This window comes from Acinetobacter sp. CIP 53.82 (assembly GCF_000369465.1).
GTDB lineage: Bacteria > Pseudomonadota > Gammaproteobacteria > Pseudomonadales > Moraxellaceae > Acinetobacter > Acinetobacter indicus.
On record NZ_KB850046.1, the window covers coordinates 623,857 to 650,563 of the forward strand.

A 26,707-nucleotide genomic window follows, 5' to 3' on the forward strand; every position below is an offset into this window, starting at 1 on the left:
ATTCTTGTAGCAGCAGTTAATTTAGTGCCTTAACTGTCTGTAATAACTGTACGGTTTCATGCAGCGGCAATCCCACCACGTTGCTATAACTGCCTTCAATACGCGGGATATAACGTGCTGCAATGCCCTGTATAGCATAGGCTCCCGCCTTACCCAGCGGCTCTCCACTGGCCCAATAACACTCCATGTCACTCAGACTCAGCGCTTGAAATTCAACCTGGGTACGTACCACTATACTGTATTTTTCTGCTTTTGTGCGTACGCAAACACCTGAAAATACATCATGTTTTCGACCGGAAATCTGCTGCCACATGGCAAAGGCATGCGCCTTAGATTCTGGTTTTCCTAAAATCTGCCCATCAACGCCCAAACTGGTATCAGCGGCAATCACAATCGCCTCTGGAAAACGTGCCAACACAGCATCAGCTTTGGCACAGGCCAGCCGCTCAACATACTGCTCAACTGGCTCATCTGGCAAAATAGACTCGTCGATGTCCGGGCTGTAAATCTCAAATTGCAGCCCCAACTGTGCAAGCAGCTCACGGCGTCGAGGTGAGCTGGAGGCCAGAATTATACGCTGCGCCATTTTCGTAGCAGATAATACAGCACCGGCCAGACCAGAATGCTGGACAGCACCGGTTGCCAGTGACGGGCAAATGGAAATTCAATACCGGCCATAACCTGTAACAGCCAGATCAGCGCCAGATGGACCACAATGGCAATACTGGCAATCACCCATAAATTGGCAAAAGTCATCACCCGACGTTCGCGGGTTAGAAAGCGCGCCACGAAGGTAATTAATACAAAACTTAAGGCATTCATGCCCAGCGGTGCATCCAGCAGCAAATCTGTAAACAGGCCGGTGCCAAAGGCAAACCAGACGCCGCACCAGGTCGGCTGGCTCATGACCCAGAACAGCATTACCATTATCATAAATACCGGACGCCAGCCCGATAAGGCATAAGACAAGGGATAAACCAGCAGCACCGAGGCAATAATGACCGAGAAGATAATCGGGAATAAAGGATCTTTGGGTTTGCGCTGGCCCATTTTAGCGATTGGCATGTGGCTGCTCCCGTGATAAGGATTCAGAGAATAACACCACCACATGATGTCCACCGGCCAGCTGTGCAGCAGGAATCACATCAATTTGCGCAAACTCGCCCGAGTTATGCCGGCTAACCTTGGAAATGGTTCCGACCAGATAACCTGCCGGGAAATGTTCACCGAGTCCGGAGCTATAGACTTTTTCACCGACTTTGATATTGGCGCTGGTCGGCACATATTCCATTTTTAAACGACCTAAGTCACCCGTACCCGAAACAATCGCGCGCATACCGGTATGTTCCAGACGTACCGACAGCGAATGTTCTTTATCAGACAGCAGCATCACCCGGCTACTGTGCGGATAGACATCAACAATCTGGCCCATAATACCACGATCATCCAGCACGGTTTGCCCGACTTTGAGCTGACGGTTGGCGCCGCGGTTAATCACAATAATATGTCGTAGCGGATCGGCATCGGTCCCAATCACTTCGGCAATTTCCATGCGTCCGTCAATGATCAGCGGCGTATCGAGCAGGCCACGTAAACGGGTATTTTCGGCAGACAGTTCGGAGAGTTTTTGCAGGCGTACCTGTGCCTGAAGCAGCTCGGCCTGCATCGCGGTATTTTCACGACGCAGCTGGGCTTCAGATTTACTTTGTTGACTTAGCCATTCTCGCGACAACACCGGATAACTTGCCAGCGCATAAATCGGATTATATGCCGCGTACAAGAGATCCCTTGCCGGTTGAATTACATGCGGCATGCGCCAGTTAAAAAACAGCACCACCAGGCATGTAATGACCGCAATAATAAAGGAGCGAAAAGATGGCGGTTGTCTGGAAAACAGATGTGATTGCACCGCCGGGTCCTTTTGATTAGCCTACAAATAACATGTCATGGTTTGGATTATCAAAGAATTCCAGCACCTTGCCACCACCACGGGTGACACAGGTTAAAGGCTCTTCAGCCACGACCACTGGCAAGCCGGTTTCTTTGGCCAACAGCTTGTCCAGATTACGCAGCAAGGCACCACCACCGGTCAGGACAATACCGCGCTCGGCGATATCTGAAGATAATTCTGGTGGTGTTTGTTCCAGCGCCGATTTTACTGCGGACACAATATTTTGTAACGGGTCAGAAATCGCCTGAGTAATTTCATCAGAAGTCACGGTAATGGCACGTGGCACCCCTTCGGCCAGGTTACGGCCACGTACTTCAATTTCCAGAGGCTTCGCACCTTCTTCCGGAACTGCCATGCCCACTTCTTTCTTGATGGTTTCTGCTGTGGTTTCACCAATCACACAGCCATGCGCTTTACGGACATAGTTGATGATCTGCTCATCAAACACATCGCCCCCAATACGCAGTGAATCTGCATAGACACAACCTTGTAGCGAAATAATCGCAATTTCAGTTGTACCACCGCCCACATCGACCACCATCGAACCACAGGCTTGCTCGACAGGCATACCTGCACCAATTGCTGCAGCCATCGGTTCTTCAATTAAACGGACATCACGCGCACCGGCATTAAACACTGCCTCACGAATGGCGCGACGTTCAACCAGCGTCGATTTGCATGGCACACACACCACCACGCGCGGTGCAGGCGGAAACAGGCGCTTTTCATGCACTTTACTGATGAACTGGTTCAGCATGGTTTCAGTCACTTCAAAGTCGGCAATGACGCCGTCTTTCATTGGACGAATGGCAGAAATATTGGCAGGTGTACGACCCAGCATCTGTTTAGCATCCAGACCGACTGCGGCAACGATTTTCTGTGAACCGCTGTGACGAATTGCCACAACCGTCGGTTCATTTAATATAATGCCTCGTCCTGGCGCATAAATAAGTGTATTTGCTGTACCTAAATCAATGGCTAGATCTGGTGAAAACAAGCCAATTAGTCGTTTTAGAATCACGGAGTCGTTCTCGATTAAACTTTATGTGGACGCAAGTTGGCAACTTTAACTAAATGTGATGCTTTGGACAAGTCAATCGCTTATTATAACGCACGATATTTTGAAAATTTTTAATACTGATTAGGTGATGTTATGTCTACATCGGATGCACAGCATTCTGCAGATTTAAATGCACAAACAGTTTCAGCAATCGCCAATCTTGCTCGGTTGTCGCTCAATGATACGCAATCTGCTGAATATGCTCAAAGTCTAAATAAAATTTTAGGCATGATGGAAACCTTAAAAGGCATCGATACCGATGGCGTTGAGCCACTCAAAAGCCCATTTGACCACCCTCAACCGCTACGTGAAGATGTGGTGTCTGAAGATAACCATCGTGAGGAATATCAGGCCGTTGCACCTGCCGTGCAGGACGGTTTGTATCTGGTACCACGCGTAATTGAATAATTTTTTCAGCGCTCATCTTTTTGTTGAATTCAGGTAAAGAATATTTCTCATGACAGATTTACATCGCTTATCCATTCGTGAACTGACTGAGGGTTTAGCCAATGCAAAATTCTCTGCTCGCGAATTGACCGAACATTATTTAAAACGCATCGAAAAAATTGATGCCCAGGTCAATGCCTATGTCACCGTAACTGCGGAACAGGCGCTGGCCCAAGCCGATGCTGCCGATGCGTTGCGTCAAGCTGGCGGCGCTGGTGTGCTGACCGGTGTGCCTATTGCGCATAAAGATATTTTCTGTACCCAAGGCATTAAAACCACCGCTGGTTCTAAAATGCTGGATAATTTTATTTCACCTTACGATGCTACGGTGGTTGCCAAAGGTAAAACTGCTGGCTTAGTCACTTTAGGTAAAGTGAACATGGACGAATTCGCAATGGGTTCGACCTCGGAAAGCTCATACTTTGGCGCAACCAAAAACCCGTGGGCACTGGATCGTGTACCGGGTGGTTCTTCAGGTGGTTCGGCTGCGGTGGTCGCGGCTGATCTGGCGCCATTTGCAACCGGTACCGATACCGGTGGTTCGATTCGTCAGCCAGCTTCTTTCTGTGGCTTGACCGGTCTGAAACCAACCTATGGCCGTGTTTCACGTTTCGGTATGATCGCATACGCATCATCTTTAGACCAAGGCGGTCCTATGGCGCGTTCTGCGGAAGACTGTGCGTATCTGATGAACGTGATGGCGGGTCATGATGCCAAAGATTCAACGTCGGTCGAGAAAGATGTCGATGATTACGTGGCAAATCTAAACGGTACATCGTTAAAAGGTTTACGTATTGGCATTCCAAAACAGTACTTTAATGTTGCCGGTCTGGCCACAGATGTAAAAGCGCGCGTTGAAGAATCGCTGAAAAAATTAGAAGAGATGGGTGCCATTCTGGTTGAGGTTGATCTCAACATGACGGAAGCCTATGTACCAACCTATTACCTGATTGCACCAGCAGAAGCATCTTCTAACCTGTCACGTTATGACGGCGTACGTTATGGCTATCGCTGTGAAGATCCAAAAGATATTCTGGACCTGTACAAACGTTCGCGTTCAGAAGGTTTCGGTGCTGAAGTGCAACGTCGTATCTTGATTGGTACTTATGCCCTTTCTGCGGGTTATTACGATGCTTACTACGTAAAAGCGCAAAAAGTACGTCGTTTAATTCAGCAAGACTTCTTAAAAGCCTTTGAACAGGTCGATGTAATTGCAGCACCAACTGCACCAACAACTGCCTACAAAATTGGCGCGTCTTTAGACCCTGTTGAAATGTATTTGGGTGATATTTACACCATCGCGGTAAACTTAGCGGGCTTACCTGCAATTAGTGCGCCTGTTGGTTTTGACCAGAACAACCTGCCAGTTGGCTTACAGCTGATTGGTAATTACTGGTCAGAATCTCAATTGTTGTCTGTGGTGCACCAGTACCAACAAGCCACCAATTGGCATACACAACGTGCGGCAATTGCTGAGGAGAACGCATAATGGCGAAGAATACTGCTAAACCAAAATCAAACCTGATTGATGGTTGGGAAGTCGTGATTGGTATTGAGATTCACACTCAGCTTGCAACCCATTCTAAAATTTTCTCAGGTTCATCAACCGAATTTGGTCAAGACCCAAATACGCAAGCCAGCCTTGTTGATTTAGCCATGCCAGGCGTCTTGCCAGTGTTGAATAAAGAAGTGGTGGACTTGGCAATCCGTTTTGGTTTGGGCATTGATGCTTACATTGACCAAGCTTCTGTGTTTGCGCGCAAAAACTACTTCTACCCTGACTCGCCTAAAGGCTACCAAATTAGCCAGATGGATAACCCGATTGTGGGCTTGGGTCATATTGACATCCAACTTGAAGATGGCACAACCAAACGCATAGGCGTGACCCGTGCGCACCTTGAGGAAGATGCGGGTAAATCAATCCATGACCAATTTGAAGGCATGTCTGGGATCGACTTAAACCGTGCAGGCACGCCTTTATTGGAAATCGTATCTGAACCAGATATGCGTTCGGTTGAAGAAGCGGTTGCTTATATTAAAGCGATTCACACTTTGGTACGTTGGTTGGGTATTTCTGACGGCAACATGGCAGAAGGTTCATTCCGTGCGGACTGTAACGTGTCACTACGTCGTCCAGGTCAGCCATTCGGTACACGTTGTGAGCTTAAAAACTTGAACTCATTCCGTTTCATTGAACAAGCAATCAATGTTGAAATTGAACGTCAAATGGAAATTTTGGAATGGGATGGCACCATTGATCAAGAAACACGTTTGTTCGACCCTGTGAAGATGGAAACGCGTTCAATGCGTTCGAAAGAAGAAGCGAACGATTACCGCTACTTCCCTGATCCAGACTTGTTGCCTGTGATTATTCCTGACGCGCAAATTGAAGCCATTAAAGCGACTATGCCTGAGCTTCCTGCTGCACGCCGTGCGCGTTTCGTAGCAGACTTTGGTGTAACTGATTACGATGCTCACGTGCTTACATTAACTCGTGAAATGTCAGAGTTTTATGAAGAAGTGGTGAAAGCTGCTGGCGGTGCTGCACAAGGTAAGATTGCGGCAAACTGGGTAATGGGTGAATTCTCAGGTGCTTTAAATAAAGCAGGCTTAGATTTGGCTGATTCTCCTGTATCTGCGGAAAAACTTGGCGGTATGATCGCGCGTATTGTGGACAACACAATTAACGGTAAGATCGCGAAGCAAGTATTCGGCTTTATGTGGGAAGAAGGCAAATCTGCGGACGAGATTATTGCTGAAAAAGGCTTAAAGCAGGAAACAGATACAGGCGCAATTGAAGCAATTATTAAAGACGTACTTGCTGCGAACGAGAAGATGGTTGAAGAGTATAAATCTGGTAAAGAGAAAGCCTTTAACGGTCTTGTTGGTCAGGTAATGAAAGCTGCGAAAGGCAAAGCCAACCCTGCACAAGTAAATGAGTTGATGAAGAAATTGATAGGTTGATCTGATCTTTCTTTAATAGAAAACCCGCTTTAGAGCGGGTTTTCTATTACCATGATGTAAATTGAGTAATATCGGGCATTCTCTGCAACGTGACATTAGCACCTAGCTCACTATCCCAAAACTGTTGACGCTGTTGAGTTGTTTGTCCATCACCGTCCCATTCAATAATTTTTTTATTTTTTGAACTAGCATGTACCTTTAAAATTTTATTTAAATGAATATCACAACCTGAGTATCCAAATAAAATTATCTCTTTTACTTCACTTAAAGATAGAATCAAATAGCTCCAATAAGTTGATAAAACCTCTGAAGCTGTGATTACACTTGGCTTATGAGGAATATGCGTTAATACTATGTGCTTACTACCAAAGATATTATTGGTTGAAATCTGTGAAGTTTTTAATTTGTAGGTTATCCCGCTTATATCTTTAAATAATGGGCAGCCATGTAAATGCATATAATACCCAAAGTCTCTTCCAAAAAGTCTTTCCATGTTACTAGGTGCGAAACCAGTATCATAAAAACCATCAACCAAATATCCTGAATAACCTTTACAAATCTTTTCCTTGATAAATTCATCATATAAAAGTTTATCGTAATTCAGGGTAGCAACATGTGATTTTGTATTTTTAATAAAATCAATTAATGAATTCTTAAAATTACTAGGTAAGATATTTGACGAATCGAACAAATGAGACGCTACAGTATGAATATATTCTTGAACTGCTTCAGTAAAATCTTTGCCATAACTTGATAACCAATGAATATTATTAGCAGCATTTGGAAAACCGTTCAGAAAATCACATGATGTAGACACTAAGTGCAGTTTGTCTAACTCATCTTCCGAAACAGGACAGTTTCCAGTTGGTATACAATTCTGAATCAATCCTCTATGCTGAATATCACTCCACATTGAAGTGTCATTCCAAACTGTGTTCAAAGCATTATTTAAAGAGTAATGATTAGAATCAATAGCCATCCCTAGACCATTGCCAAAAATTAAGAGTTTTCTATCCATGAAAATAATTATCTTCGAAAATATAGAATAGTATTAAACATCAAAAAATTAGACAGTTACAAAAATATTTTTCTCCAATAGATAGATGCGTATATTTTCAGAACCCCCTTTTTCAAAGAACGACTTTATCAATATAATCTTTCTAAGCACTTCACACCAAAAACAACATGACCATCAAAAAAGTATCCTCCATCGCCAAACTCGAAGACTTAGGACGCATCAAACTCTCCAAGTCCTTTTTTATGCGTGACTTTCTGTATAGCGAAATCGCCAATTGGTACGGTGTACCAAACTTCCCCGACCATCCTGACATTGCCATTCGCACAGGCAAAGAACTCTGCCAACAACTGCTCGAACCACTCCAAGAAAAATTTGGACGAATTGCGATTCGCTCGGCGTATCGCTCACCAAGCGTAAACCAACTTGGTAATGAAAAAGGACATAATTGCGCCAGCAACGAGAAAAACTTTGCCAGTCATATTTGGGACTATCCAGATGAAAAAGGCTACGGTGCAACGGCGTGTATTGTCATTCCATCATTTTTAGCACTGTATGAAAAAGATCAAGTCAATTGGCAACAACTCGCCTATTGGATTCATAATAATTTGAATTACAACCATCTACAATTTTTCCCAAAACTTTGTGCATTTAATATTGGCTGGCATGAACAACCTACTCGGGAAATTTATAGCTATATTCAGCCTAAAGGCTATTTATTACGTGGTGAGGCGATGAATAAAGAATTTGAGCAGTTTTATCCCGATCTTATTTAATAGTCCTCCTTGCGAAGCTTCGCTTCTCACCTTTTAAAAAGGGAGACTTTGTCACGTAATCCATTAGAACCGCGTAGTTCCCTCTCCTGAGCAAATTTTAAAGCACTGCTTTTAAAACGAAGCGCAAGAAAGGATGATGGCTAGGGAGAGGATTATTAAAAGCTTCCCTCTCCTGAGCAAGTTTTAACGCACTAGTGGGGGTTAGGGAGAGGTAAATTTTAAAACGAAGTATAAGCGAGAAGACAAAACCCGCATCACTGCCCCCGAATCACCCCCAACTTATTCCACACATCTGGCGTCAAAAAGGTCATCATCAACTTGTTTAAATCCAGATAACGCAGTACACCACTCAGCTGACTTTTAATTTCAGGCGTCTTTAAAAGTTCTTCACCGGTAATTTGTCCCAGCTCCTGAAAACTGCTGCCGACCGCCTGTATTCCTTCAGTCTGAATCACCGCTTTGGCCTGCGCAGAACATTGCTCTACCAGTATCCGCTGCAAAACGGTTGCCAGCTTTTGATCTAAAGCCTGTTTTTGTTCTGGCGTCACCTGACTCAAGTGTTTCAAATCCGGATGTGCAGATAGCGCTACAAAGGTCCACTGTAAGACCGCGGTTTTATCAGTTGCCGTGGTCGACTTCACCAGACAGTCACTCAACTGATCAACGGCCGGACCAGCCGTACTCACTTGTGAGCAGCCCAAGAGCGCAATCGCCAGGCCCCATCCTCGTAGCTGCTTTAGACTCAACTGCATCATGTTATACCTCGCCAACATCGACTCATCCCAGAAATAGCCTATTTGTAGCATGCAAGCAGCAATCTCACCTGTTATGACTATGTAACGCGCATAAAAAAGGAGAAGTGATGTGCTTCTCCTTATTACTTATACTGACTATTTCATTTGCCTGAGCATACGCTTGGCACCGGCATGATTATGCTGGTTGGCCAGCTCCTGCAAAATCCGTTTGGCTCGGGCTTTGGGCTGGGAAAAACGGTTACTAAAACTCGGCACAGCGCTTAAGCAACGCGCCAGCAAAATCCCCGATTCAGCATAGACATTCCGCGCATTGGTGCCCTGCAACCGGCCATAATTATAGGCCCGCTGTGCGCTGTTACAGGCATTTAACTCATTGCGGCCGCTGTTTAAATCACGGCGTGCAGCGACATAATATTTCATCTGCTGCTGTTGTGGGGTCGCAGCCACCACAGGCGCCGCTTTTACGGGTGCCGGGGTTTTCTCGGCTGGAAGTTCCGGTGTTTCTTTTGGTTCGGGCTCTTTGGCAACAGCTTTAGTGTTTTTATTATTCCGATTGGTATTCGTATTAGCCTTCTTGCTGCTGGAAGATGCCGAACGATAAAAACGCCGTGCTTCATCTTCCGTCATGACTTGAGTAAGTAAATGCACAATGCGGACTTCACCCTGGCCATCGCGTTTACGCTCGCTGACCGGCTCGATTGAAACAATCCAGTCCGGGCCATTTTTTCTGACACAGCGATAGGCACCAATGCCCTGATTAACATCACGATAAGTCGCCAACAGTTTTTTGGACCAGCTATTTTTCAGCATCGACATCGTGCTTTTATAGGCCAGTTTTAAATGCCCTTGCTGCGACTGACAATAGCTGCCCATATATTTGCGCGGAATCAGCGATTCTGCCGCCAGCTCTTTACGCTGCGGTCCCCAGTCATACACATAGGCTTTGGCTGAACCATTGGTCTGATTCAGATTTTTTTTCGCAATCAGCTCTTGTGGCGAAGCAAAGTGCTTCAAGGCATCTGGACTAAAACTCTCTACACTGACACAGCCCGAAAAGACGACACCGACCCCAGCCAACATCATGAAGGTTTTGACATTCACGTCTTTATTCTCTATTTTTCCCCACTCAAAACATAGCTCAAATAGGCGCAAATAACAAATCTAGTCGCTTGATTTTACTTGATATTTCTCGTTTATTTATTACTACTGCCCCGCACTATCCTCTGGTAAATGCAAAATATCCAGAGTTTTAACAGCGAAACCTGAACGCCTTAACACTTTCATCCGATCATTAAAAAACCCGCCTTAACAGCGGGTCAGTTGGGAATGACTTAATCATCCAGGGTCGATTCAAAGGCTTTTAAACGTTTATAAATCGACAGTAGTTCAATAATGGTGGGCCAGGAGGCAATTAAATACTGGAACGATTCACGCACTTTCCCGAACACGTTACCAATCTGCATCATCAGGCCGAGGGTAATCGCTCCCGCAGCAATACTCGGGAACAGCACAAACAGACCGTAAATATTGTCCAGCTGCATGTACCAGATTCGTACCAGGTTGAAATAGGCATAATGGAAATACAGGCGAAAATAGTTCAGACGAACCTTGCTAAACAGCTCTTTCAAGGTTAGCGGATCGGCACGCTCGGCATGATCTTCCCCATAGACCAGTTCTTTACGATAAGCCGCTTCCACCTTCTGGTTGTTAAACTCCAGTCCTGGCAGTTTATAACCGACCACCATCAGCAGTACGGTACCAAACACCGCCCAACCAATTGCCGCCCACACCAGCGCATAAGGAATTTCCCCCAGAATTGGCAGGGTTTTCACATGGCTCGATAGCGTTACCAAAACCGGTAAAAAGGCAATCAGGGTAATGAGCGCTTCAATCAGACTGACGCCCAGACCTTCGGTGGTACGGGCAAAGCGCATGGTATCTTCCTGAATACGCTGCGATGCCCCTTCAATATGACGTAAGCGGTCCCAGTAGGTGGTGTAATAATTGTTCATTGCCGTCCGCCAGCGGAACACATAGTGGCTGACAAAGAACAGGTTAAATACCGAAACCGTCACCGCCACAATTGCCACATACAAAAAGGTCATGATCTCGGCATAGAGGTTATTCACATCACCACCGCCATTGCTCAGCATTTGCTGGATCAGGTCATAAAACGGGCTGTACCAGGCGTTAATGACTACGCTCACCTGCACCCAGAACCAGATATTAAACAGAATGAAGGATGAGCCCCATACCGACCAGCGCTGCCAGGGATTATCCGATTGAATCCGCCAGAAAATTGCAAAAATGGCTGTGGCCAGAAAATACCAGAGATAGAACCAGAGAAATGCCGGTGACCAGAAACGGCTGACCCCAATCGGGAGTTCTGCTTCATGATAGCCTTCAGGCAAACCGATGATGGTGCCCCAGCCTTGTCCACCGGAATACCACAGCACCAGATTAAGAATGAACCAGAGTAACAGCGAACTAAAAAACCATTTCGGATGTGGAAAAAATGACTTAAACATGCAGTGTTCTATTTCCTTTATTCTTTTCAAGATGTTGAAAAGCAGCGTTTACAACATTGCAGCGTGCAATGCGCCACGCGATGACTTCAACATGAGCAATATACAAGATTTCCCCGACAGCGCATGTACTTTTCAGTACCGATTTTTCCACTAACCGGTATTTAAAGCAATATAAAACCCCAATACTCCCCCTGACTATTTTTAGTAAAACAATAAAAAATCAAGAGCTTAAAATACCAATTTTTAGACTAAAAATTTAACTTTATTTTTTAAAATATCAATTACTTATTTATAATCTGACAAATAAAACCCATATTCCCGACCAGACAATGCTAAGATAAATATGTGATACATAATACATTTTTGAGGGAAATCATGATGGAAGTGAAAGCTGTTGAACTTATTCAACCTCTGGTACTTGAGAAAGAGAACTGCCCACCTATCCATTTTGAGACAGGCACTATTTTAAAAGTTCTGATGACCACGCCAACAGCGTATCTGGTCACCGCCGACACTGAATTTAATTTCACCATTTCATTTCAAGATGAAAACAAGGTCTGGCGCAAGCTTTAGTCCTCATTCCAAGCGCGATTCTTATCTCCATTCAAGCAGCTTATCAGGCTGCCTGTTTTTTTTTGCAGATATAAAACCAGAGCAGCCGAATTCCAGCCAACCTTTAAGATACAGTGTGCTGGGAATGTGCCTGTAAATCGACAATCTTACCCTCCTGATCATGATAGACCGTGACAATTTTGGCCTGACGGGATTGCGTTAACATCACCGGTTCCAGCTGAAAATGCTCGGCAAACTGGTTTAGCGGTGCCGGTTGCATGGTCTGGAGGGAATATGCCGGAATATAGTTGGTCCACAGCCATAAACTCAAGCCACAAGCCACCAGCGCACTAAAACCGTTTTGCAGAATACTTAGCATCAACTGGGCCACTTGCTGAATCAGTGCATCCCGTTCCAAATCCAGTAAACCCAGACTGCTTAAAACCGGCTGCCACAACAGGCCCCAGGTCAGCCATAAGCCGGCGGTACACACGTTCGAGGCATAACGCTTTTGCCACGGCAATTCATAGCGATAATCAATAATTAAAGTATTGGCTTTCACAACTTTACTCTCAACACATCACATCGCGACAGTTAGCTGTCACGTTTAATTCCACGATCGGGACTGATCCAGCGTGCACGTTTCCCTTCCCCACGCAGCAGCATTTTTGGAAACGCCACAATACTGGCCGATACGGTAATCAGCCAGAACATGAACGGATACCAGATCATCCAGAAATAGTTTTTGGCCAGATTTTTTTCATAGCGGCTGTCCATCCATTTGCTGACCATAAACTGGAACAAACAGGTCGCGCCCAGCACAATACCCACCCCTTGCGGTAAAAACGGCGATTGCAGTTCCGGCAACGGTAAAATAGGCAGGCAGAAACTTAACATCCAGAGCAGACACAGCAACAGCAGCAGATATGACCAGACCAGAGTCAGCATCATTTCCAGAATCAGCGGCCACAAATAATTCAGCTTGGGCTTAAAAATTACATCAATATTTTTATTTAACACCTGCGCCCCACCCATGGCCCAGCGCAAACGCTGTTTCCATAAGCCTTGCAGGGTTTCCGGCATCAGTACCCAGACCAGCGCATTCGGTTCAAATTCAATTTTCCAGCCGGCACGCTGCAGTTTCCAGGAAATATCAATATCTTCGGTCAGCATATCGTGCGACCAGTAACCGACCTGATGTACCGCGCTTTTACGAAAGGCGGTAATCGCGCCGGAAACAGTAAAAATACGGCCATAGGTGCGCTGGGCACGTTTAATCATGCCAATAATCGAGGAGAATTCTCCGACCTGGACTCGGCCCAATAAGGTCGAGCGATTGCGAATTCGCGGATTGCCCGTAACGGCGGCCACCGCGGGATCACGCTGAAAATGGCGTAACATCCAGCTGGCCGCATGTGGATCGAGCAAGGCATCGCCATCAATTCCAAGCAGATATTCAGCATCGGTGACCAGACTGCCAGCTTGCAGCCCCATGGCCTTGCCCTGATTTTCTGCCAGATGCACCACCCTTAACCGTGGATGCTGGGCCGCCAGACGATTCAGTACCTCGCCAGTATTGTCCGAGCTGCCATCATTAATCGCAATGACTTCAAAGTTGGGGTACTTTAATGCCAGTGCCTGGGTGATGGTTTCCTCGGCATTATCGCCTTCGTTAAAACACGGAATGAGCACCGCCACCAAAGGATATTCCTGTAAAGCTGGCGGCTGAGTAAAGGTCGGATCTTTGCGTTCTTTGACATAGAAAATCAGCGCGCCCATCATCCATAAATAGGACATGAACAGCGGATAATAAAACACAAAGTTCAGCACCGATTGCCAGAGTTCTTGCAACATGGTTGTTCCTCTAGCCTGTTACGGTGCGGATGCGGGCTGAGACTGGAAAGCCTGACGCAGCACAGCCGGATCAGGATGATTCTGGATTGGATCATCCGGATAATAGGCAATGTGCTTCACACCGGCCTGATAGAGTTTCTGAATTGTTTCCGCAATTTCCGCAGATGGAATTTTATTGCCACTGCGCCAGTCGACGGCCTGCAATTCAAATACCGTTTTACGCAGCCCTTGCGGATACTGCTGCACCCGACTCAATAGCTGCCGATAAAATTGCACCGGATCATCGACCTGTTCCATATATGGCATGGCCATAATCGCGGTGAAGTCATAACGGTTTAGCGACTGTTCCAGCGACTGGGCATACCAGTTTTCTGAATAGGCCGATAGTGCCACCTGTGCATACAGATTGCGCGAGGTCTGCAAATAAGGCTGATACTGACGCACGGTCTCGGCCAACTCCATGGCAAAATCATCAATTACTTTGACTTTATAAGCTGTCCATTTCTGTAAGGCGGCATCATCAGCACGCAGTTGTGCCAGATCAGTCGCTAAGCCCTGCTGCTGATAGGCCTTTTTGGCCCAGCTGCTGGCATCTTCATAATCGGACAAGGTGGCATCATCATGGAAAATAATGCCGTTGAACTGCGCCGATTTGGCCAGATCTTCATAAATGCCTTTAATGGTGTTGCGGGCGCGCGGCGAAAATGGGCTTAAACGGTGATAGCCCATGTTCAGATGCTTACCGCTATGCGGCTGCTCGGTTTGCACCAGATCTTGGGCCACCGGATTCGAGACCGGTAATTCCCAGGCAAATACCGGCATCCAGGCATAGACACGACGTACCTGAGTCCGGGTCTGTATTTGCCAGGCCACACGGTTAAACAGGTCGGCACGCATTGGAATATAACGGTTCGGGAAATAGACCAGATCGGCCGAGCCATTGCCATCCGGATCAGAAAATGCCTGCAAATATACGGTATTGACGCCAATCTGCTGAATCCGGTCCAGCAATAAGCCTAAATTACGTTCCTGCTGCTGCGGGTCCGGATCATAAATATAGTCAATATCGACATGCATGATCTTTTGCGGACGGTCATTGTCCGTGCGCTGCTGCTGATGTTTCTGGATTTCTTTAGCCAGCAGCGCTGCATCCATGTGTTTTTGAATCAGAATTCGCGGCAATCTGGAAAAACTGTTTACAGGTTGATTCTCGGCATCATCTAGCGTCAGGCTGATTGGCATCTTCAGTTTTTCAGCAATTTTTACCGTATGCAAGTTATAGCGACCATAGGGCCAGACCATAATTTTTGGCGCTTTCAGGCCATGTTTTTGCAATAGGCGCTGATTGGCTTTTAAGTCCTGCTGAATACGTTTCTGATAAGCGTTGTTATCTTCATAACGCTGCTGCTGCGGAAAATAGGCGCGTGCTACGGTGGCTGGCAATTCATTGCCCTGCGGATTGGCCACAATGCCTTTATGCAGGTCATAACTGTGGCTGGCAATTTCCACCAGACCGCTGGCCTGTAATTCTTTTAACTGTGCCCAGCTTAAAAAATGCTGGCGTGACACCAGTTGCCCGCCAAAATTAACCTGTTGCTGTTCTGCTGGTTCTAACCAGCGCCCAACCACCGACAACACGGCCGGAATATTCCGCTGTTTTAAAACAGGATAGACATGCTGATAAAAACTTTGATAGCCATCATCAAAACTCAACAAGACTGATTTTTCCGGTAGCGCCTTGTTGTGTTGCTGTGCCTCTAACAGTTGCTGACTGCCAATAAACTGAAAGCCATTTTGTACCAGCCAGTCCAGATGCTGCTGCAATTGTTTAGGATCAATTGCATATTCAGGCATTAACGGTTGTGGTTCAGAAGTAACTTCGTGGTAGGCAAGGATCGTCAAGTTTTTCATTTCATTTCCCGCCTGTGCCCACCCCATGAGCATACTACAAAGAAAGAAAACAAAAATCTGGACCGCTTTAATAAACTGAAATAGAGGAGACATAAGGCGCGCGGAATTCATGGTACAGACAAGAAGATACGATGCTACATTCGAGCAATTGCGCAGATTCAACCATTATTTTATTATTATTTGTGTATACATTTGTTAATTAATCCCGTTTTTTTTCTTTTTGCCCTTGCTTTCAAAATAAAGCAATAAAATATTTATCATTTTATATCATTCACTTAGTTTTACTTATTTTTTAGCCACCTGCCAACGGGTCAGTTGATAATTTTCTAAAGTGTATATGCTTTTCCAGGCCCAAAATGTGACCTGGTTTTCACCTTTAAATTCTCACTATTTGATACTGAAGCATTTTTCAAAAAGCTAATACATCTGCAAAAATGGAAATGTGGAGATCATTTTGAGCTGAATCTTCATGGCTGAAATAGTATGGATTGAGCCATCTAGATGATTGGAAGTGGGCCGATGAAATCATGCCCTTTACCCTCCCCTCTCTGGCATATTGTGCAGTCTTAGGGTTTAATAAAATCTACCCCAAGTGCACATGGAGAAAAGATGCAATCGCTCGTATGCTATAAACAGCTGCCGATCTGGACACAAGACACTATCCCGCCCGGCTTTTTACGCCAGCACAATACCAAAGCCGGCACTTGGGCCCAACTGAAGGTTTTAAAAGGTGAATTGCGTTTTGCCTTGCTCGATGAAGCAGGCACGCTGTTGTCTGAACATCTGTTTAGCCCGGAACAGCAACCGCCCATGCTTGAGCCGCAAGTGTGGCACAAGATTGTTTCGGCCAGTGCCGATATTGAATGTCAGCTCAGCTTCTACTGCACAGCCGATGACTACTTTGCCAAAAAATATAAACTGACCCCGACCCATTCAGAAATTCTGGCCGCACAGCCATCTTTACAGGGCAACACGGCGCTGGATGTTGGCTGTGGCAGTGGTCGTAATGCGCTGTTTTTAAGTCAGCACGGTTTTCAGGTCGATGCCTGGGATGTCAATGCCCAAAGTCTGGAGCGCCTGAACGAGATTATTCAGCAGGAACAGATTCAGAACATTCACACCGCACTGCGGGATTTAAATATTAATCCACAGATTCAGGGTCAATACGATTTTGTGTATTGCACGGTGGTGATGATGTTTTTACAACCCGACACCATCCCGACTCTAATTCAGCAGATGCAGCAGGCCACCAAAGCTGGTGGCCTTAACCTGATTGTTTGCGCGATGGATAGTGAAGATTATCCGATTCAACTGGACTTCCCTTTTAGCTTTAAAGCCGGTGAGTTAAAAGCTTATTATGAAGGCTGGACTTTGCTGAAATACAATGAAAATGTGGGTGAACTGCACCGTGTCGATGAACAGGGCAAGCGTATTCAACAGCGCTTTGCGACATTATTGGCACAGAAAACAGCGTAAAAAATTTATCCTTACATATAAAAGCTGATCATCTGGATGATGGGTCGGCTTTAGAGAAAGAATAAAAAACAGTGATAGTCAGCAAGTTTAATAACTTGCTGATGATTCAATAATTATTGGATAAAGCGACTAAGAAAACGTTACAGCAGATATTCCCAGATCACATAGCCTAGACCAAAACCAATCAATGAGTACAGCGTAATAATAAAGAAGACAAAACTCGCGCTATTTTTCTTTTTTAAAAAGCTCATTGTGATCTCAACGGTAGAATCTGTTGTCACATCTTACCCCAATTTGAGGATTTTTAAAGAGAAATTGGAGTTTATCGTGCTGACTAAAAAAATCCAGAAGTGCAATTACTCATCACTCGAGACTGTAAATTAAATTGTGTAATTGCCTGAATTTGCTATGTTCATATTCACAACGGAGTCAGGCAATATGATGAACGAACAACAACTAAAAGACCTTGCAGCAGAATTTGCTAAAGGAATCAAAACAGAAGACGACCTCAACCAATTCACCCGATTGTTGACCAAACTCACTGTTGAAACGGCTCTTAATGCCGAACTTACCGAACATCTCGGACATGAAAAAAAATGCCCGTAAATCTGGCTCAAATTCACGCAATGGTTATTCTAGTAAGACTGTACTTAGCGATGATGGGGAGATTGAGATCACCACACCACGTGATCGTGATGGCACTTTCGAACCTCAGTTGATTAAGAAAAATCAGACCCGTATCACGCAAATGGATAGCCAGATTCTATCCCTTTATGCCAAAGGCATGACCACCCGTGAAATCGTTGCTACCTTCAAGGAAATGTACGATGCCGATGTATCTCCAACGCTCATTTCCAAGGCGAACAGCACTGCTGTGAGGATGCCGTCAATGAGCAGGTTGCTGAATGGCAAAACCGTCCGCTGGATGTGATCTATCCCATCGTTTATATGGACTGTATTGTGGTTAAAGTCCGTCATAATGGCAGTGTCATCAACAAGGCTGTATTCCTTGCCTTAGGCATTAATCTTGATGGACACAAAGAACTGCTCGGCATGTGGATGGCTGAGAATGAAGGTGCCAAGTTCTGGCTGAATGTCCTGACTGAGCTTAAAAACCGAGGGTTGCAGGATATTCTGATCGCCTGCCTTGCGAAGCAGTGCTTCTCAGGACTAAAAGGCTTTCCTGATGCCATTAACAGCGTATACCCGCAAACCCACATCCAGCTGTGCATTATCCACATGCTGCGCAACAGCTTGAAATACGTGTCATGGAAAGATTACAAGGCGGTCACTCAGGATTTAAAAGCCGTTTATCAATCACCCACTGAAGAGGCAGCCTTGATGGCCCTGGATCAATTTGCCCAAACTTGGGATGACAAGTACCCACAGATCAGCAAAAGCTGGCGTACGCACTGGGAGAATCTGAATACCTTCTTTGCTTATCCAGCCGAGATACGCAAAGCCATCTACACTACCAACGCAATCGAGTCATTAAACAGCGTAATACGCCAAGCGATCAAAAAACGTAAAGTCTTTCCAACGGATGATTCTGTACGTAAAGTGATTTACCTGGCAATTGATGCAGCATCTAAAAAGTGGAATATGCGCGATTCGCGACTGGCGTTTAGCCATGAGCCGCTTTATTATTGAATTCGGTGACCGCTTAAGCAATCACCTTTAAATTGATGAAAAGCAATTACACAAAATTATTTACAGGCTCCATCACTCTAAAATAGAGTTACAATTTTTATTCTGCTTTATAAAAGCATGGTACGCGGATTCAATTTATAGGGCTTATATGTCGATTGTAATCTTCTATTATGCTTTTTATCTCTAAACAAACTTGTATCTTTTATGTCCAAGCTCAATCATTTTTGCCAATCTATTTATTGATCATTCACCGATATGAACATTATCTTATCGCTCCAACACCTCATTAGGTAAAACAAACTCTAACTTAATATCGTATGCAGTCACTGTCCGTGTACACTTTGGTTTATCTAGTCCTTTACATTTTTCATGACGGTCTAATTTATTGTTTTTTTTAAATCAAATTAATAAGAAATAAAAATCTCCTCTTAAAAGAGCGGTCGTACATTCTATTATTCTTCACCATCAAACTGCCAGAATACAATCCCCCAATCACTTTTAAAATCAGGAAAGATATCTCCCTGTTTAAAATATTGACGTGAATTTTCTTTGGCAAATGTATACCAGTAGCCGCTGCATGGGGATAAGAACAAGCAAGAAATTGCAAAATTAAGCGTGGCACACACAGCATAAGGCCACTGATATTTCTACTTGTTGAAATAAAAATGTGGCAAAAATGTGGCAAATAAAAAAGCCACTTACATAAGTGGCTGATTTATAAAATAAATTCTGGTGGAGGTGGCGGGAGTTGAACCCGCGTCCGCCAACACTACGCTCGAGAATACTACATGCTTAGATATCGTCTATTGTTTTAACACTTTAAGACCCGACGAACAGGGTTCAAAGTGCGATCCTCTAAGTTTGGTATAAAGCCCCGAGGCTTGGCTCTATACGGACTTGTGTGCGTTCGCTTCGGTCGGGTTCACTGACCACAAGTATTCAGTGAAGCGGACAAGCGGCCCTTAGGCAGCTAGAGCGTAAGTTTCGTCGTTTGCGACTATTTAAATGCAAATTTGATTTACGAGAGAAAATGCGCTCTCGGCATGCATCTATGAGTTTCATCATCAGCGTCGAAGCCAATAACACCCCCAGACTACAGCGCCATCATAGCATAAAAGTTGAAAATTACGAGATCATTTCACAACTATTCACCGCAAGATCTGCGCTTAATAACATAATTGCGCTAATATTTTAAATTTCAAGTCAGATAACAGTATAAATTATGACTTATTTACTCGCCCTGGATCAGGGCACGACCTCAAGTCGCGCGATTATTTTTAATGAACATGGACAGGTTCAGGCTAGCGCGCAACGCGAAACCCAAATCAACACCCCGCAATCCGGCTGGGTGGAACAGGATGCCCAGGAAATCTGGAGCAGCCAGATGGCTGTGGTGCAACAGGCGCTGGCGTCCGCACGGATTCTGGCCAAAGATATTCATGCCATTGGCCTCACTAACCAGCGGGAAACCACCATCGTCTGGGACAAACGCAATGGCCAGCCCTTGGCTCCGGCCATCATCTGGCAAGACCGGCGCGCAGCCGACTGGTGTAATCAGCTGCTGCAACAGGGACTGCAACAAAAAATACAGCAGACCACCGGATTATTAATTGACCCTTATTTTAGTGCCGGCAAGCTGGTCTGGTTGCTTAAGCATATTCCCGGTCTGGCCGAACTGGCAGCGCAAGGTCATGTTGCCTTTGGTACCGTCGATAGCTGGCTAATCTGGAACCTGACCCAAGGCGCCGAGCATGTAATTGAAGTCAGCAATGCCTCACGCACCATGCTCATGAATTTACAAACCCAAAGCTGGGATGAAGAACTGCTGCAACTTTTTCAGATTCCCGCTTCGGTCTTACCAAAAATCATCAGTTCCGACCATTATGTGGCCGATACCGCTGCCGGCTTACTCGGCGCCCGACTTCCAATCAGCGGCATTCTGGGCGATCAGCAATCTGCCCTGTTCGGCCAGTCCTGCTTTGAGCCGGGCATGGCCAAAAACACCTATGGCACCGGTTGCTTTATGCTGTTTAATACCGGTTCGACACTGCAATACAGCCAGAATAAGCTGCTCAGTACCCTGGCCTGGCAATGCCAGAACCAGACCCATTATGCGCTTGAAGGCAGTGTGTTTATGGCTGGCGCGATTGTGCAATGGCTGCGCGATGGTTTGAGCATCATTCAACAGAGTGCCGAGGTCGAACAGCTGGCCAGTCAGGTCCGCGATACCGATGGCGTGGTGCTGGTGCCGGCTTTTACCGGTCTAGGTGCGCCGCATTGGGACAGTGATGCACGTGCCCTGCTCTGCGGTATGTCGCGTGGCACTCACAAAGCCCATATCGCCCGGGCAGCGCTTGAAGCAATTGCCTTTCAGGTGGCCGATGTTCTCAGCGCGATGCAGTCAGATATTCAGCAACCGCTCAAAGAATTACGGGTCGATGGCGGCGCCAGCTGTAATGATATGCTAATGCAGTTTCAGGCCGATCTGCTCAATGTGCCAGTGTTAAGGCCGCAAATGCGAGAATCCACCGCCTGGGGCGCAGCGGCAATGGCCGGGCTTAAATCCGGGGTGTTTAACAGCTTAAGTGATATTGCCGATAACTGGCAGCTGGAACGCGCATTTGAACCCGGTATGGGAGAAGATCAGCGTCAGGCACATTTGCAAAAATGGCAACAGGCGCTAAAACGTGCCCGTTCCGATCATTAAACGGCGAATACCCGCGAAATCGCTCAAGCTTGATTTTTACGCTATTCACCGCGACTGATCCAAATAAAAAACAGGCCCGATTGAGCCTGTTTTTTTATCTGCCAATCAATCCATTTGGATTAATAAGCATAAGACGCAATTGCGGTGGCAATGGCTTTATGTTCATCATTGACCAGAGTCATGCGCATGGTACAGCCTTTACGGCCCAAACGCAGGGTTTCAGCACGGGCCGTAAAATATTTGCCTCGCCCCGGCGCCAGATAATCCACCCGCATATCCACCGTGGCCAATCGGGTCACTTTCTTGATGGTATCAGGCAACTGCTCCGGCTCGGTGCGCTTATACAGCTCGCCCATCGCCACAATCCCGCCCACACTGTCCAGAATTGTCGCAGCCACCCCACCATGTAAAATCTGGAAAGCCACATTGCCAATCAGCTGCGGCTGCATCTCGATATAGGCTTCAATCTGCTGATCCACCACGCGCATCTGCATACCGTTATGCTTAAAAAATGGTGAACTGTTAAAGGCCTGACACAATTGCTGTAAGACGACATCAATATCTACTTTCGAACCCAAATGAATGCCTCCGGTCCACTTTTTTGCCATATCGCTCATAAATTGGCCAATTACCTTAAATTGAGAAAAAACGCATGTATTTTGCCCCACAATCCTGTTTATGGGTCTACAATATTGCCTAGTTTAATACTGATCAGTGAGATTGTTATGACTTATACGTTCAATCGTCCCGCATTTCCTGCCACTCGTATGCGTCGTATCCGTAAAAATGACCAGCTACGTGCCATGGTGCGAGAAACCCAGCTCACGGTTGATCATCTCATTTATCCAGTATTTGTTTTACCCGGTCAGAACCAGACCCAAGATATTCCAAGCATGCCCAACATTCAGCGCCTGTCGGCCGATCTGCTGCTGAAAAAAGCCGAGCGCCTGCTGGAACTGGGTGTGTCTAAACTGGCGCTGTTTCCGGTCACCCCACAAGAAGATAAAAGTCTGACCGCCGAAGCTGCCTGGCGCGAAGATGGCCTGGTACAAAGCACGGTCCGTTTACTGAAAAAAGAACTCCCGGAGATGGTGTTGATTACCGACGGCGCCCTCGATCCGTACACCACCCATGGTCAGGATGGCATTATTGATGACAGTGGTTATGTGCTGAATGATGAAACCGTAGCAGCCTTAATCAAGCAATGCTTAAGCCATGCCGAAGCCGGTGCCGATGTGGTTGCGCCAAGCGACATGATGGATGGCCGTATTGGTGCTATTCGTCAGGCACTGGAAGCACAAGGTCATATCTATACCAATATTATGGCTTACTCGGCCAAATATGCTTCCAGCTTTTACGGCCCGTTCCGGGATGCCGTCGGTTCGGCCAGCAATTTAAAAGGCGGCAATAAATACAATTACCAGATGGATATTGGCAACCGTGCAGAAGCGCTGCATGAAATCGCGCTGGATATTCAGGAAGGCGCCGACATGGTGATTGTCAAACCAGGTATGCCATATCTAGATATTGTCCGTGAAGTCAAAGATACCTTCGCTGTGCCGACTTTTGTCTATCAGGTCAGTGGCGAATACGCGATGCTGGCTGCTGCCATTCAAAATGGCTGGTTATCCGACAGCGTGATCATTGAATCGCTGATGAGCTGCCGCCGTGCCGGTGCCGATGGCATTTGGACCTACTTTGCAGAAGAAGCCGCACTCAAACTCAAAGACATGAAATAAGGATATTGCCACTGCAATGAAGCACATTGCCATGATTGGCGCCGGCATTAGTGGACTGATGTCGGCGCTGGAGCTATTAGAACAGGGCTGCTCGGTCAGTATTTTTGATCAGCAGCAATCCGGTCAGGCAGCCTCCTGGGCCGGTGGTGGTATTCTCTCTCCAATGTATCCGTGGCGTTATCCGGCTGCGGTAAATGTGCTGGCGCAATCAGCCAAGACTGAATATCTGCGCTGGAATGCTAAACTTCAGCCTGACACCGGTATTGATTTTCAGATCCATGAAACCGGTATGCTGATTTTTGATGAAAGCGATTTTGATATCGGTCTGAATTTTGCCGAGCAGTTTCAGCAACCGATGCAGCAGGCAGAGCATCTGCACAGTACCGAACTGCATCAGCTGAATCCGCATATTTCCGCCCAGTTCCAGCAGGCCATCTATTTCCCGCAGCTGGCCAATGTGCGTAATCCGCGTTTATTACAGTCAATTCTGTGCTATTTAAAGCAGCATCCACGGGTGCAGCTGTTTGAACACTGCCCGATTGAACGCCTAGAACTGCACGGTCAGCAAGTACGCGCCATTGTTGATCAGACCGGACAGCGTTATCAGGCCGATGACTATGTCTTGACCACCGGCGCCTGGTCAGCGCGCTGGGCCGAGCAGCTTGATGTACAGATTCCGGTACGTCCGGTACATGGACAGATGGTACTGTTTAAAACTCCTGAAAACTGGCTGCCCACCATGTGCATGAATCAAGTCATGTATCTGATTCCGCGTCAGGACGGCCATATTGTCTGTGGTTCCAGTATGGCAGAACAGGGCTTTGATACCCGTTTGAATGCCGATACCACGGCCAATATTCTGGAGGCCAGCTATGCCATGGTGCCAGCCTTAAAAGACCTGCCCATCGTCAAGCAATGGGCCGGTTTACGCCCGGGCTCACCAGACGGCGGTATTCCCTATATTGGCTTGATGCCAGCGTTTGACAATCTGTGGGCCAATTTTGGCCATTTCCGCAATGGCTTATGTATGGCACCAGCCTCTGCGCGTTTGCTGCGTCAACTGCTATTGGGCCAGACCCCGGATGTATCTCCTGAGGCTTATAGTCCCGCCCGTTTACAGCATGCTGCACTGGCCAGTTAAGATTGGAACAATTCCCCTACCCGAGATGAGGCGAAGGGAAAATACGTCAGATGATTTAGCCCTGATGCTATGAACCAAACATTTTCGCCGCCATCCGCTGCGCCTGTTTGCCATAAAACCAGTACGTCAGCAGATACAGCGGAATGGCAATTAATAACCACATAATCACCACCACGCTTAAAAATTGCGGCTGCTGTAAATACAGCAGAAAATCCTGCCAGATGGTTGGATTCTGACGGGAAAAAATCCAGATGCCGAGTAATAAAAAGGCCAGATTATAGCCCCAGAAAATCAGGCTAAAACCCAAGGTCAGCTTTTTACGCTCGGCCTGAGACGGTGCGCGCTGCTGCTGTTTTAAAAATTTAAACAGCACCCAGATCATGGCAACCAAGTAAGGCACTGCGGTTAAAATGCCGCCCACACCTGCCGGTAACAATGCAGCCAGTACCCCGCAGATACAGGTAAAGATCAGACAGAAAAATAAAAACCAGAGAAAATAACGTGTTAGAGAAATCATTAAACTGTCTACCTGAGCCATAAGCAACTAGTATAAAAAAAATTGATTTTTTTTGCATGATCCTGTCAACCGTTGTGCCCGAACAGGCGTTATATATGGCACAAGCTTCATCTCCGGCGAATTTGTAACGGCATCCACAAATTTTTCGGGAAGCTTTGCTAAAGCAATAAGCGAATGTGAATCAAGTTTTTGTATAGCAGCCAAATGCTTTGTTCATCGCACTTTTTATTTGGCCGACGATTTATCATCACTCGAATCGTCGGCTTTTATTTGTCTGGCCTTTGCTGGTGAGCAGCACTCATCTTCAGGACAATAAAGATTAAACCTTAGCGTTTTATACCGGTACAGAATTTTAAATTTCGCCCTCAGCTATAGTATGCTTGCCTAAAGCAAAACAGGTTGATGACATGGCAGTGCATTTTTTTCATACGTCAGATTGGCATTTGGGGCAATTTTTCCATAACCACGATCGTGAATATGAACATGCACATTTTTTAGACTGGTTATTAGAACAAATCCAGGAAAAACAGCCGAATGCCCTGTTTATTGCCGGGGATATTTTTGATGTGATTAACCCGGCCTCCAGCGCGCAGCGCCAGCTGTACCAGTTTCTGGCCGATGCTCATGCCATTGCACCACACATGCAAACCCTGATGATTGCCGGTAACCATGACTCCGGCTACCGCATTGAACAGGTGGAACCGTTGCTGGCCAAGTTTAAAGCCAAGGCGGTTGGGGTGATTCAGCGCAATACCGACAACCAGCTGGATCTCGACCGTTTACTGGTGCCAATTTATGATGCCGAAAACAAAGTTATTGCCTGGTGTCTGACCCTGCCGTTTTTGCGCACTGCGGAAATTACCGGACTGAATGAGCAGACCCAGAACGCCCAGAATGCGATTGCCTATTTACATCAGCAGTTGATTGCCGAAGCCAAACGCCGTAAAACGGAAGATCAGGCACTAATCCTGATGTCACATGCGCATATGCAAGGTGGCGAAACCTCAGATTCAGAACGGCCGATCATTATTGGTCATGAAGAAGCACTTTCCACTGCCCTATTTGATGATGTGATTGACTATGTCGCGCTGGGGCATCTGCATAAACCGCAAAAAGTCCAGCATCCACATATCCGCTATAGCGGCTCTCCAATTCCGCTGTCTTTTAGTGAAATCCAGTACAAGCATCAGGTGCTCGAGGTCAAGATTGACCCGCAGGCTGCGCCCGAACAGCGCCTGCAACTGGGCTCACTGCTGATTCCGCGCAGTGTACAGCTGCACCGTATTCGCGGCAGTCTGGATGAAGTGTTTCAGCAACTGAAAGCCCTCCCGCAAGGTACGGTGGAACGCATCTGCCAGCGTGATTATCTGGAAATTGAATACAGCACCGATGTACCACCACCGGTCGATTTACGCCAGCAGATTGAACAGACCTTACCGGAACAGCGCTATCGCCTGTTACGCATTTGCCGGGTCTACACCCCACAGGAAGATCAGGCCGCAGATCAGTCCAAAATTGATCTGGCCCCGCCCACACCGGACAGCTTATTCAAACAGTTGTGGAGCAAAATGGGCTATCAGCCGGATGCCTCGGTCGAGCGAGATTTTATGCAGCTGCTGATTGAAGCGCAGCATAGCCTTGAACAAGAACAGCCATAAGGATCA

The 26,707-nt window shown here is 46.3% G+C and carries 24 protein-coding genes, 1 other RNA gene and 2 pseudogenes; 11 read left to right on the plus strand and 16 right to left on the minus strand.

Annotated features, from left to right (window positions below; genetic code table 11):
• Positions 1–16: 16 nt before the first annotated feature.
• From F905_RS08565 to F905_RS08580, 4 genes are read right to left on the minus strand one after another with little or no spacing between them, the layout of a single operon-like run.
• Positions 17–586, minus strand: a complete 570-nt coding sequence (locus F905_RS08565; protein ID WP_005179703.1) for a Maf family nucleotide pyrophosphatase — start codon at positions 584–586, stop codon at positions 17–19.
• A complete protein-coding gene (mreD, locus tag F905_RS08570; RefSeq protein ID WP_005179705.1) occupies positions 571–1,065 on the minus strand; it encodes a rod shape-determining protein MreD in 495 nt (164 codons plus the stop codon). Before mreD ends, F905_RS08565 begins: the two co-directional genes overlap by 16 nt.
• Complete coding sequence (gene mreC / locus F905_RS08575; protein ID WP_005179707.1) at positions 1,052–1,909, minus strand: rod shape-determining protein MreC; 858 nt, start codon at positions 1,907–1,909, stop codon at positions 1,052–1,054. The genes mreD and mreC overlap by 14 nt, the downstream gene beginning before the upstream one ends.
• Positions 1,910–1,925: 16 nt before the next feature.
• The gene (locus F905_RS08580) at positions 1,926–2,972 is read right to left on the minus strand and encodes a rod shape-determining protein (protein ID WP_005179708.1); all 1,047 of its coding nucleotides are present in this window, start codon (positions 2,970–2,972) and stop codon (positions 1,926–1,928) included.
• 132 nt (positions 2,973–3,104) lie between these two features.
• Here F905_RS08580 and gatC point away from each other — a divergent pair, with 132 nt between their 5' ends.
• The 3 genes from gatC to gatB are packed head-to-tail and all read left to right on the plus strand — an operon-like array spanning position 3,105 to position 6,422.
• A complete protein-coding gene (gene gatC, locus F905_RS08585) occupies positions 3,105–3,419 on the plus strand; it encodes an Asp-tRNA(Asn)/Glu-tRNA(Gln) amidotransferase subunit GatC (protein WP_005179709.1) in 315 nt (104 codons plus the stop codon).
• A 49-nt stretch (positions 3,420–3,468) separates the two neighbouring features.
• On the plus strand, positions 3,469–4,947 hold the full coding sequence (gene gatA, locus F905_RS08590) for an Asp-tRNA(Asn)/Glu-tRNA(Gln) amidotransferase subunit GatA (protein WP_005179718.1): 1,479 nt from the start codon (positions 3,469–3,471) through the stop codon (positions 4,945–4,947).
• Complete coding sequence (gene gatB, locus F905_RS08595; RefSeq protein WP_005179719.1) at positions 4,947–6,422, plus strand: Asp-tRNA(Asn)/Glu-tRNA(Gln) amidotransferase subunit GatB; 1,476 nt, start codon at positions 4,947–4,949, stop codon at positions 6,420–6,422. Before gatA ends, gatB begins: the two co-directional genes overlap by 1 nt.
• Positions 6,423–6,468: 46 nt before the next feature.
• On the opposite strand, the gene F905_RS08600 is transcribed toward gatB, so the two are convergent.
• Entirely contained in the window at positions 6,469–7,440 is a 972-nt protein-coding gene (locus F905_RS08600) for an SIR2 family protein (RefSeq protein ID WP_005179720.1), read from the minus strand.
• Between the two features lie 167 nt (positions 7,441–7,607).
• On the opposite strand from F905_RS08600, the gene F905_RS08605 reads away from it, so the two are divergent.
• Entirely contained in the window at positions 7,608–8,213 is a 606-nt protein-coding gene (locus F905_RS08605; protein WP_005179721.1) for a hypothetical protein, read from the plus strand.
• Positions 8,214–8,467: 254 nt separating this feature from the next.
• On the opposite strand, the gene F905_RS08610 is transcribed toward F905_RS08605, so the two are convergent.
• From F905_RS08610 to sbmA, 3 genes are all read right to left on the minus strand, one after another.
• On the minus strand, positions 8,468–8,968 hold the full coding sequence (locus tag F905_RS08610) for a hypothetical protein (RefSeq protein ID WP_005179722.1): 501 nt from the start codon (positions 8,966–8,968) through the stop codon (positions 8,468–8,470).
• Positions 8,969–9,103: 135 nt separating this feature from the next.
• Complete coding sequence (locus F905_RS08615; protein WP_005179727.1) at positions 9,104–10,069, minus strand: hypothetical protein; 966 nt, start codon at positions 10,067–10,069, stop codon at positions 9,104–9,106.
• A gap of 230 nt (positions 10,070–10,299) precedes the next feature.
• The gene (sbmA, locus tag F905_RS08620) at positions 10,300–11,496 is read right to left on the minus strand and encodes a peptide antibiotic transporter SbmA (RefSeq protein ID WP_005179729.1); all 1,197 of its coding nucleotides are present in this window, start codon (positions 11,494–11,496) and stop codon (positions 10,300–10,302) included.
• 375 nt (positions 11,497–11,871) lie between these two features.
• On the opposite strand from sbmA, the gene F905_RS08625 reads away from it, so the two are divergent.
• Positions 11,872–12,069 carry a hypothetical protein gene (locus tag F905_RS08625; RefSeq protein WP_005179730.1) on the plus strand — a complete coding sequence of 66 codons (198 nt, stop codon included), beginning with the start codon at positions 11,872–11,874 and terminating at the stop codon, positions 12,067–12,069.
• A gap of 103 nt (positions 12,070–12,172) precedes the next feature.
• Here the strand turns inward: F905_RS08625 and pgaD are convergent, their stop codons facing one another.
• Genes pgaD through pgaB form a run of 3 tightly spaced genes read right to left on the minus strand, consistent with a single transcriptional unit; the run spans position 12,173 to position 15,846 of the window.
• Positions 12,173–12,610: a poly-beta-1,6-N-acetyl-D-glucosamine biosynthesis protein PgaD gene (pgaD, locus tag F905_RS08630; protein WP_005179731.1), complete on the minus strand. Its 438-nt coding sequence runs from the start codon at positions 12,608–12,610 to the stop codon at positions 12,173–12,175.
• Positions 12,611–12,642: 32 nt separating this feature from the next.
• On the minus strand, positions 12,643–13,902 hold the full coding sequence (gene pgaC / locus F905_RS08635; RefSeq protein ID WP_005179732.1) for a poly-beta-1,6-N-acetyl-D-glucosamine synthase: 1,260 nt from the start codon (positions 13,900–13,902) through the stop codon (positions 12,643–12,645).
• An 18-nt stretch (positions 13,903–13,920) separates the two neighbouring features.
• The gene (pgaB, locus tag F905_RS08640) at positions 13,921–15,846 is read right to left on the minus strand and encodes a poly-beta-1,6-N-acetyl-D-glucosamine N-deacetylase PgaB (RefSeq protein ID WP_228127898.1); all 1,926 of its coding nucleotides are present in this window, start codon (positions 15,844–15,846) and stop codon (positions 13,921–13,923) included.
• A gap of 576 nt (positions 15,847–16,422) precedes the next feature.
• On the opposite strand from pgaB, the gene tehB reads away from it, so the two are divergent.
• On the plus strand, positions 16,423–17,289 hold the full coding sequence (tehB, locus tag F905_RS08645) for an SAM-dependent methyltransferase TehB (RefSeq protein ID WP_005179736.1): 867 nt from the start codon (positions 16,423–16,425) through the stop codon (positions 17,287–17,289).
• Positions 17,290–17,429: 140 nt separating this feature from the next.
• On the opposite strand, the gene F905_RS15525 is transcribed toward tehB, so the two are convergent.
• Positions 17,430–17,540 (minus strand): hypothetical protein, encoded by a 111-nt coding sequence (locus F905_RS15525; protein WP_005179737.1) that lies wholly within the window; start codon positions 17,538–17,540, stop codon positions 17,430–17,432.
• Between the two features lie 190 nt (positions 17,541–17,730).
• Between F905_RS15525 and F905_RS15175 the strand changes: the two are divergent.
• A pseudogene (locus tag F905_RS15175) lies at positions 17,731–18,970 on the plus strand (IS256 family transposase).
• A gap of 236 nt (positions 18,971–19,206) precedes the next feature.
• Here F905_RS15175 and F905_RS15665 read toward each other — a convergent pair.
• Positions 19,207–19,311, minus strand: a pseudogene (locus F905_RS15665) (hypothetical protein); the annotation flags it as partial.
• 358 nt (positions 19,312–19,669) lie between these two features.
• Positions 19,670–20,029: a transfer-messenger RNA gene (gene ssrA / locus F905_RS15180) on the minus strand.
• A 132-nt stretch (positions 20,030–20,161) separates the two neighbouring features.
• Between ssrA and glpK the strand changes: the two genes are divergently transcribed.
• Complete coding sequence (gene glpK, locus F905_RS08660; protein ID WP_005179748.1) at positions 20,162–21,646, plus strand: glycerol kinase GlpK; 1,485 nt, start codon at positions 20,162–20,164, stop codon at positions 21,644–21,646.
• Positions 21,647–21,765: 119 nt separating this feature from the next.
• Here the strand turns inward: glpK and F905_RS08665 are convergent, their stop codons facing one another.
• On the minus strand, positions 21,766–22,263 hold the full coding sequence (locus F905_RS08665) for a thioesterase family protein (RefSeq protein ID WP_034597877.1): 498 nt from the start codon (positions 22,261–22,263) through the stop codon (positions 21,766–21,768).
• A gap of 108 nt (positions 22,264–22,371) precedes the next feature.
• Here F905_RS08665 and hemB point away from each other — a divergent pair, with 108 nt between their 5' ends.
• Positions 22,372–23,385, plus strand: a complete 1,014-nt coding sequence (gene hemB, locus F905_RS08670; protein ID WP_005179750.1) for a porphobilinogen synthase — start codon at positions 22,372–22,374, stop codon at positions 23,383–23,385.
• Between the two features lie 16 nt (positions 23,386–23,401).
• Complete coding sequence (gene thiO, locus F905_RS08675; protein ID WP_005179752.1) at positions 23,402–24,526, plus strand: glycine oxidase ThiO; 1,125 nt, start codon at positions 23,402–23,404, stop codon at positions 24,524–24,526.
• A gap of 67 nt (positions 24,527–24,593) precedes the next feature.
• On the opposite strand, the gene F905_RS08680 is transcribed toward thiO, so the two are convergent.
• The gene (locus F905_RS08680) at positions 24,594–25,043 is read right to left on the minus strand and encodes an ABZJ_00895 family protein (RefSeq protein WP_034598225.1); all 450 of its coding nucleotides are present in this window, start codon (positions 25,041–25,043) and stop codon (positions 24,594–24,596) included.
• A gap of 407 nt (positions 25,044–25,450) precedes the next feature.
• On the opposite strand from F905_RS08680, the gene F905_RS08685 reads away from it, so the two are divergent.
• Positions 25,451–26,701 carry an exonuclease SbcCD subunit D C-terminal domain-containing protein gene (locus F905_RS08685; protein WP_005179756.1) on the plus strand — a complete coding sequence of 417 codons (1,251 nt, stop codon included), beginning with the start codon at positions 25,451–25,453 and terminating at the stop codon, positions 26,699–26,701.
• Positions 26,702–26,707: the final 6 nt, after the last annotated feature.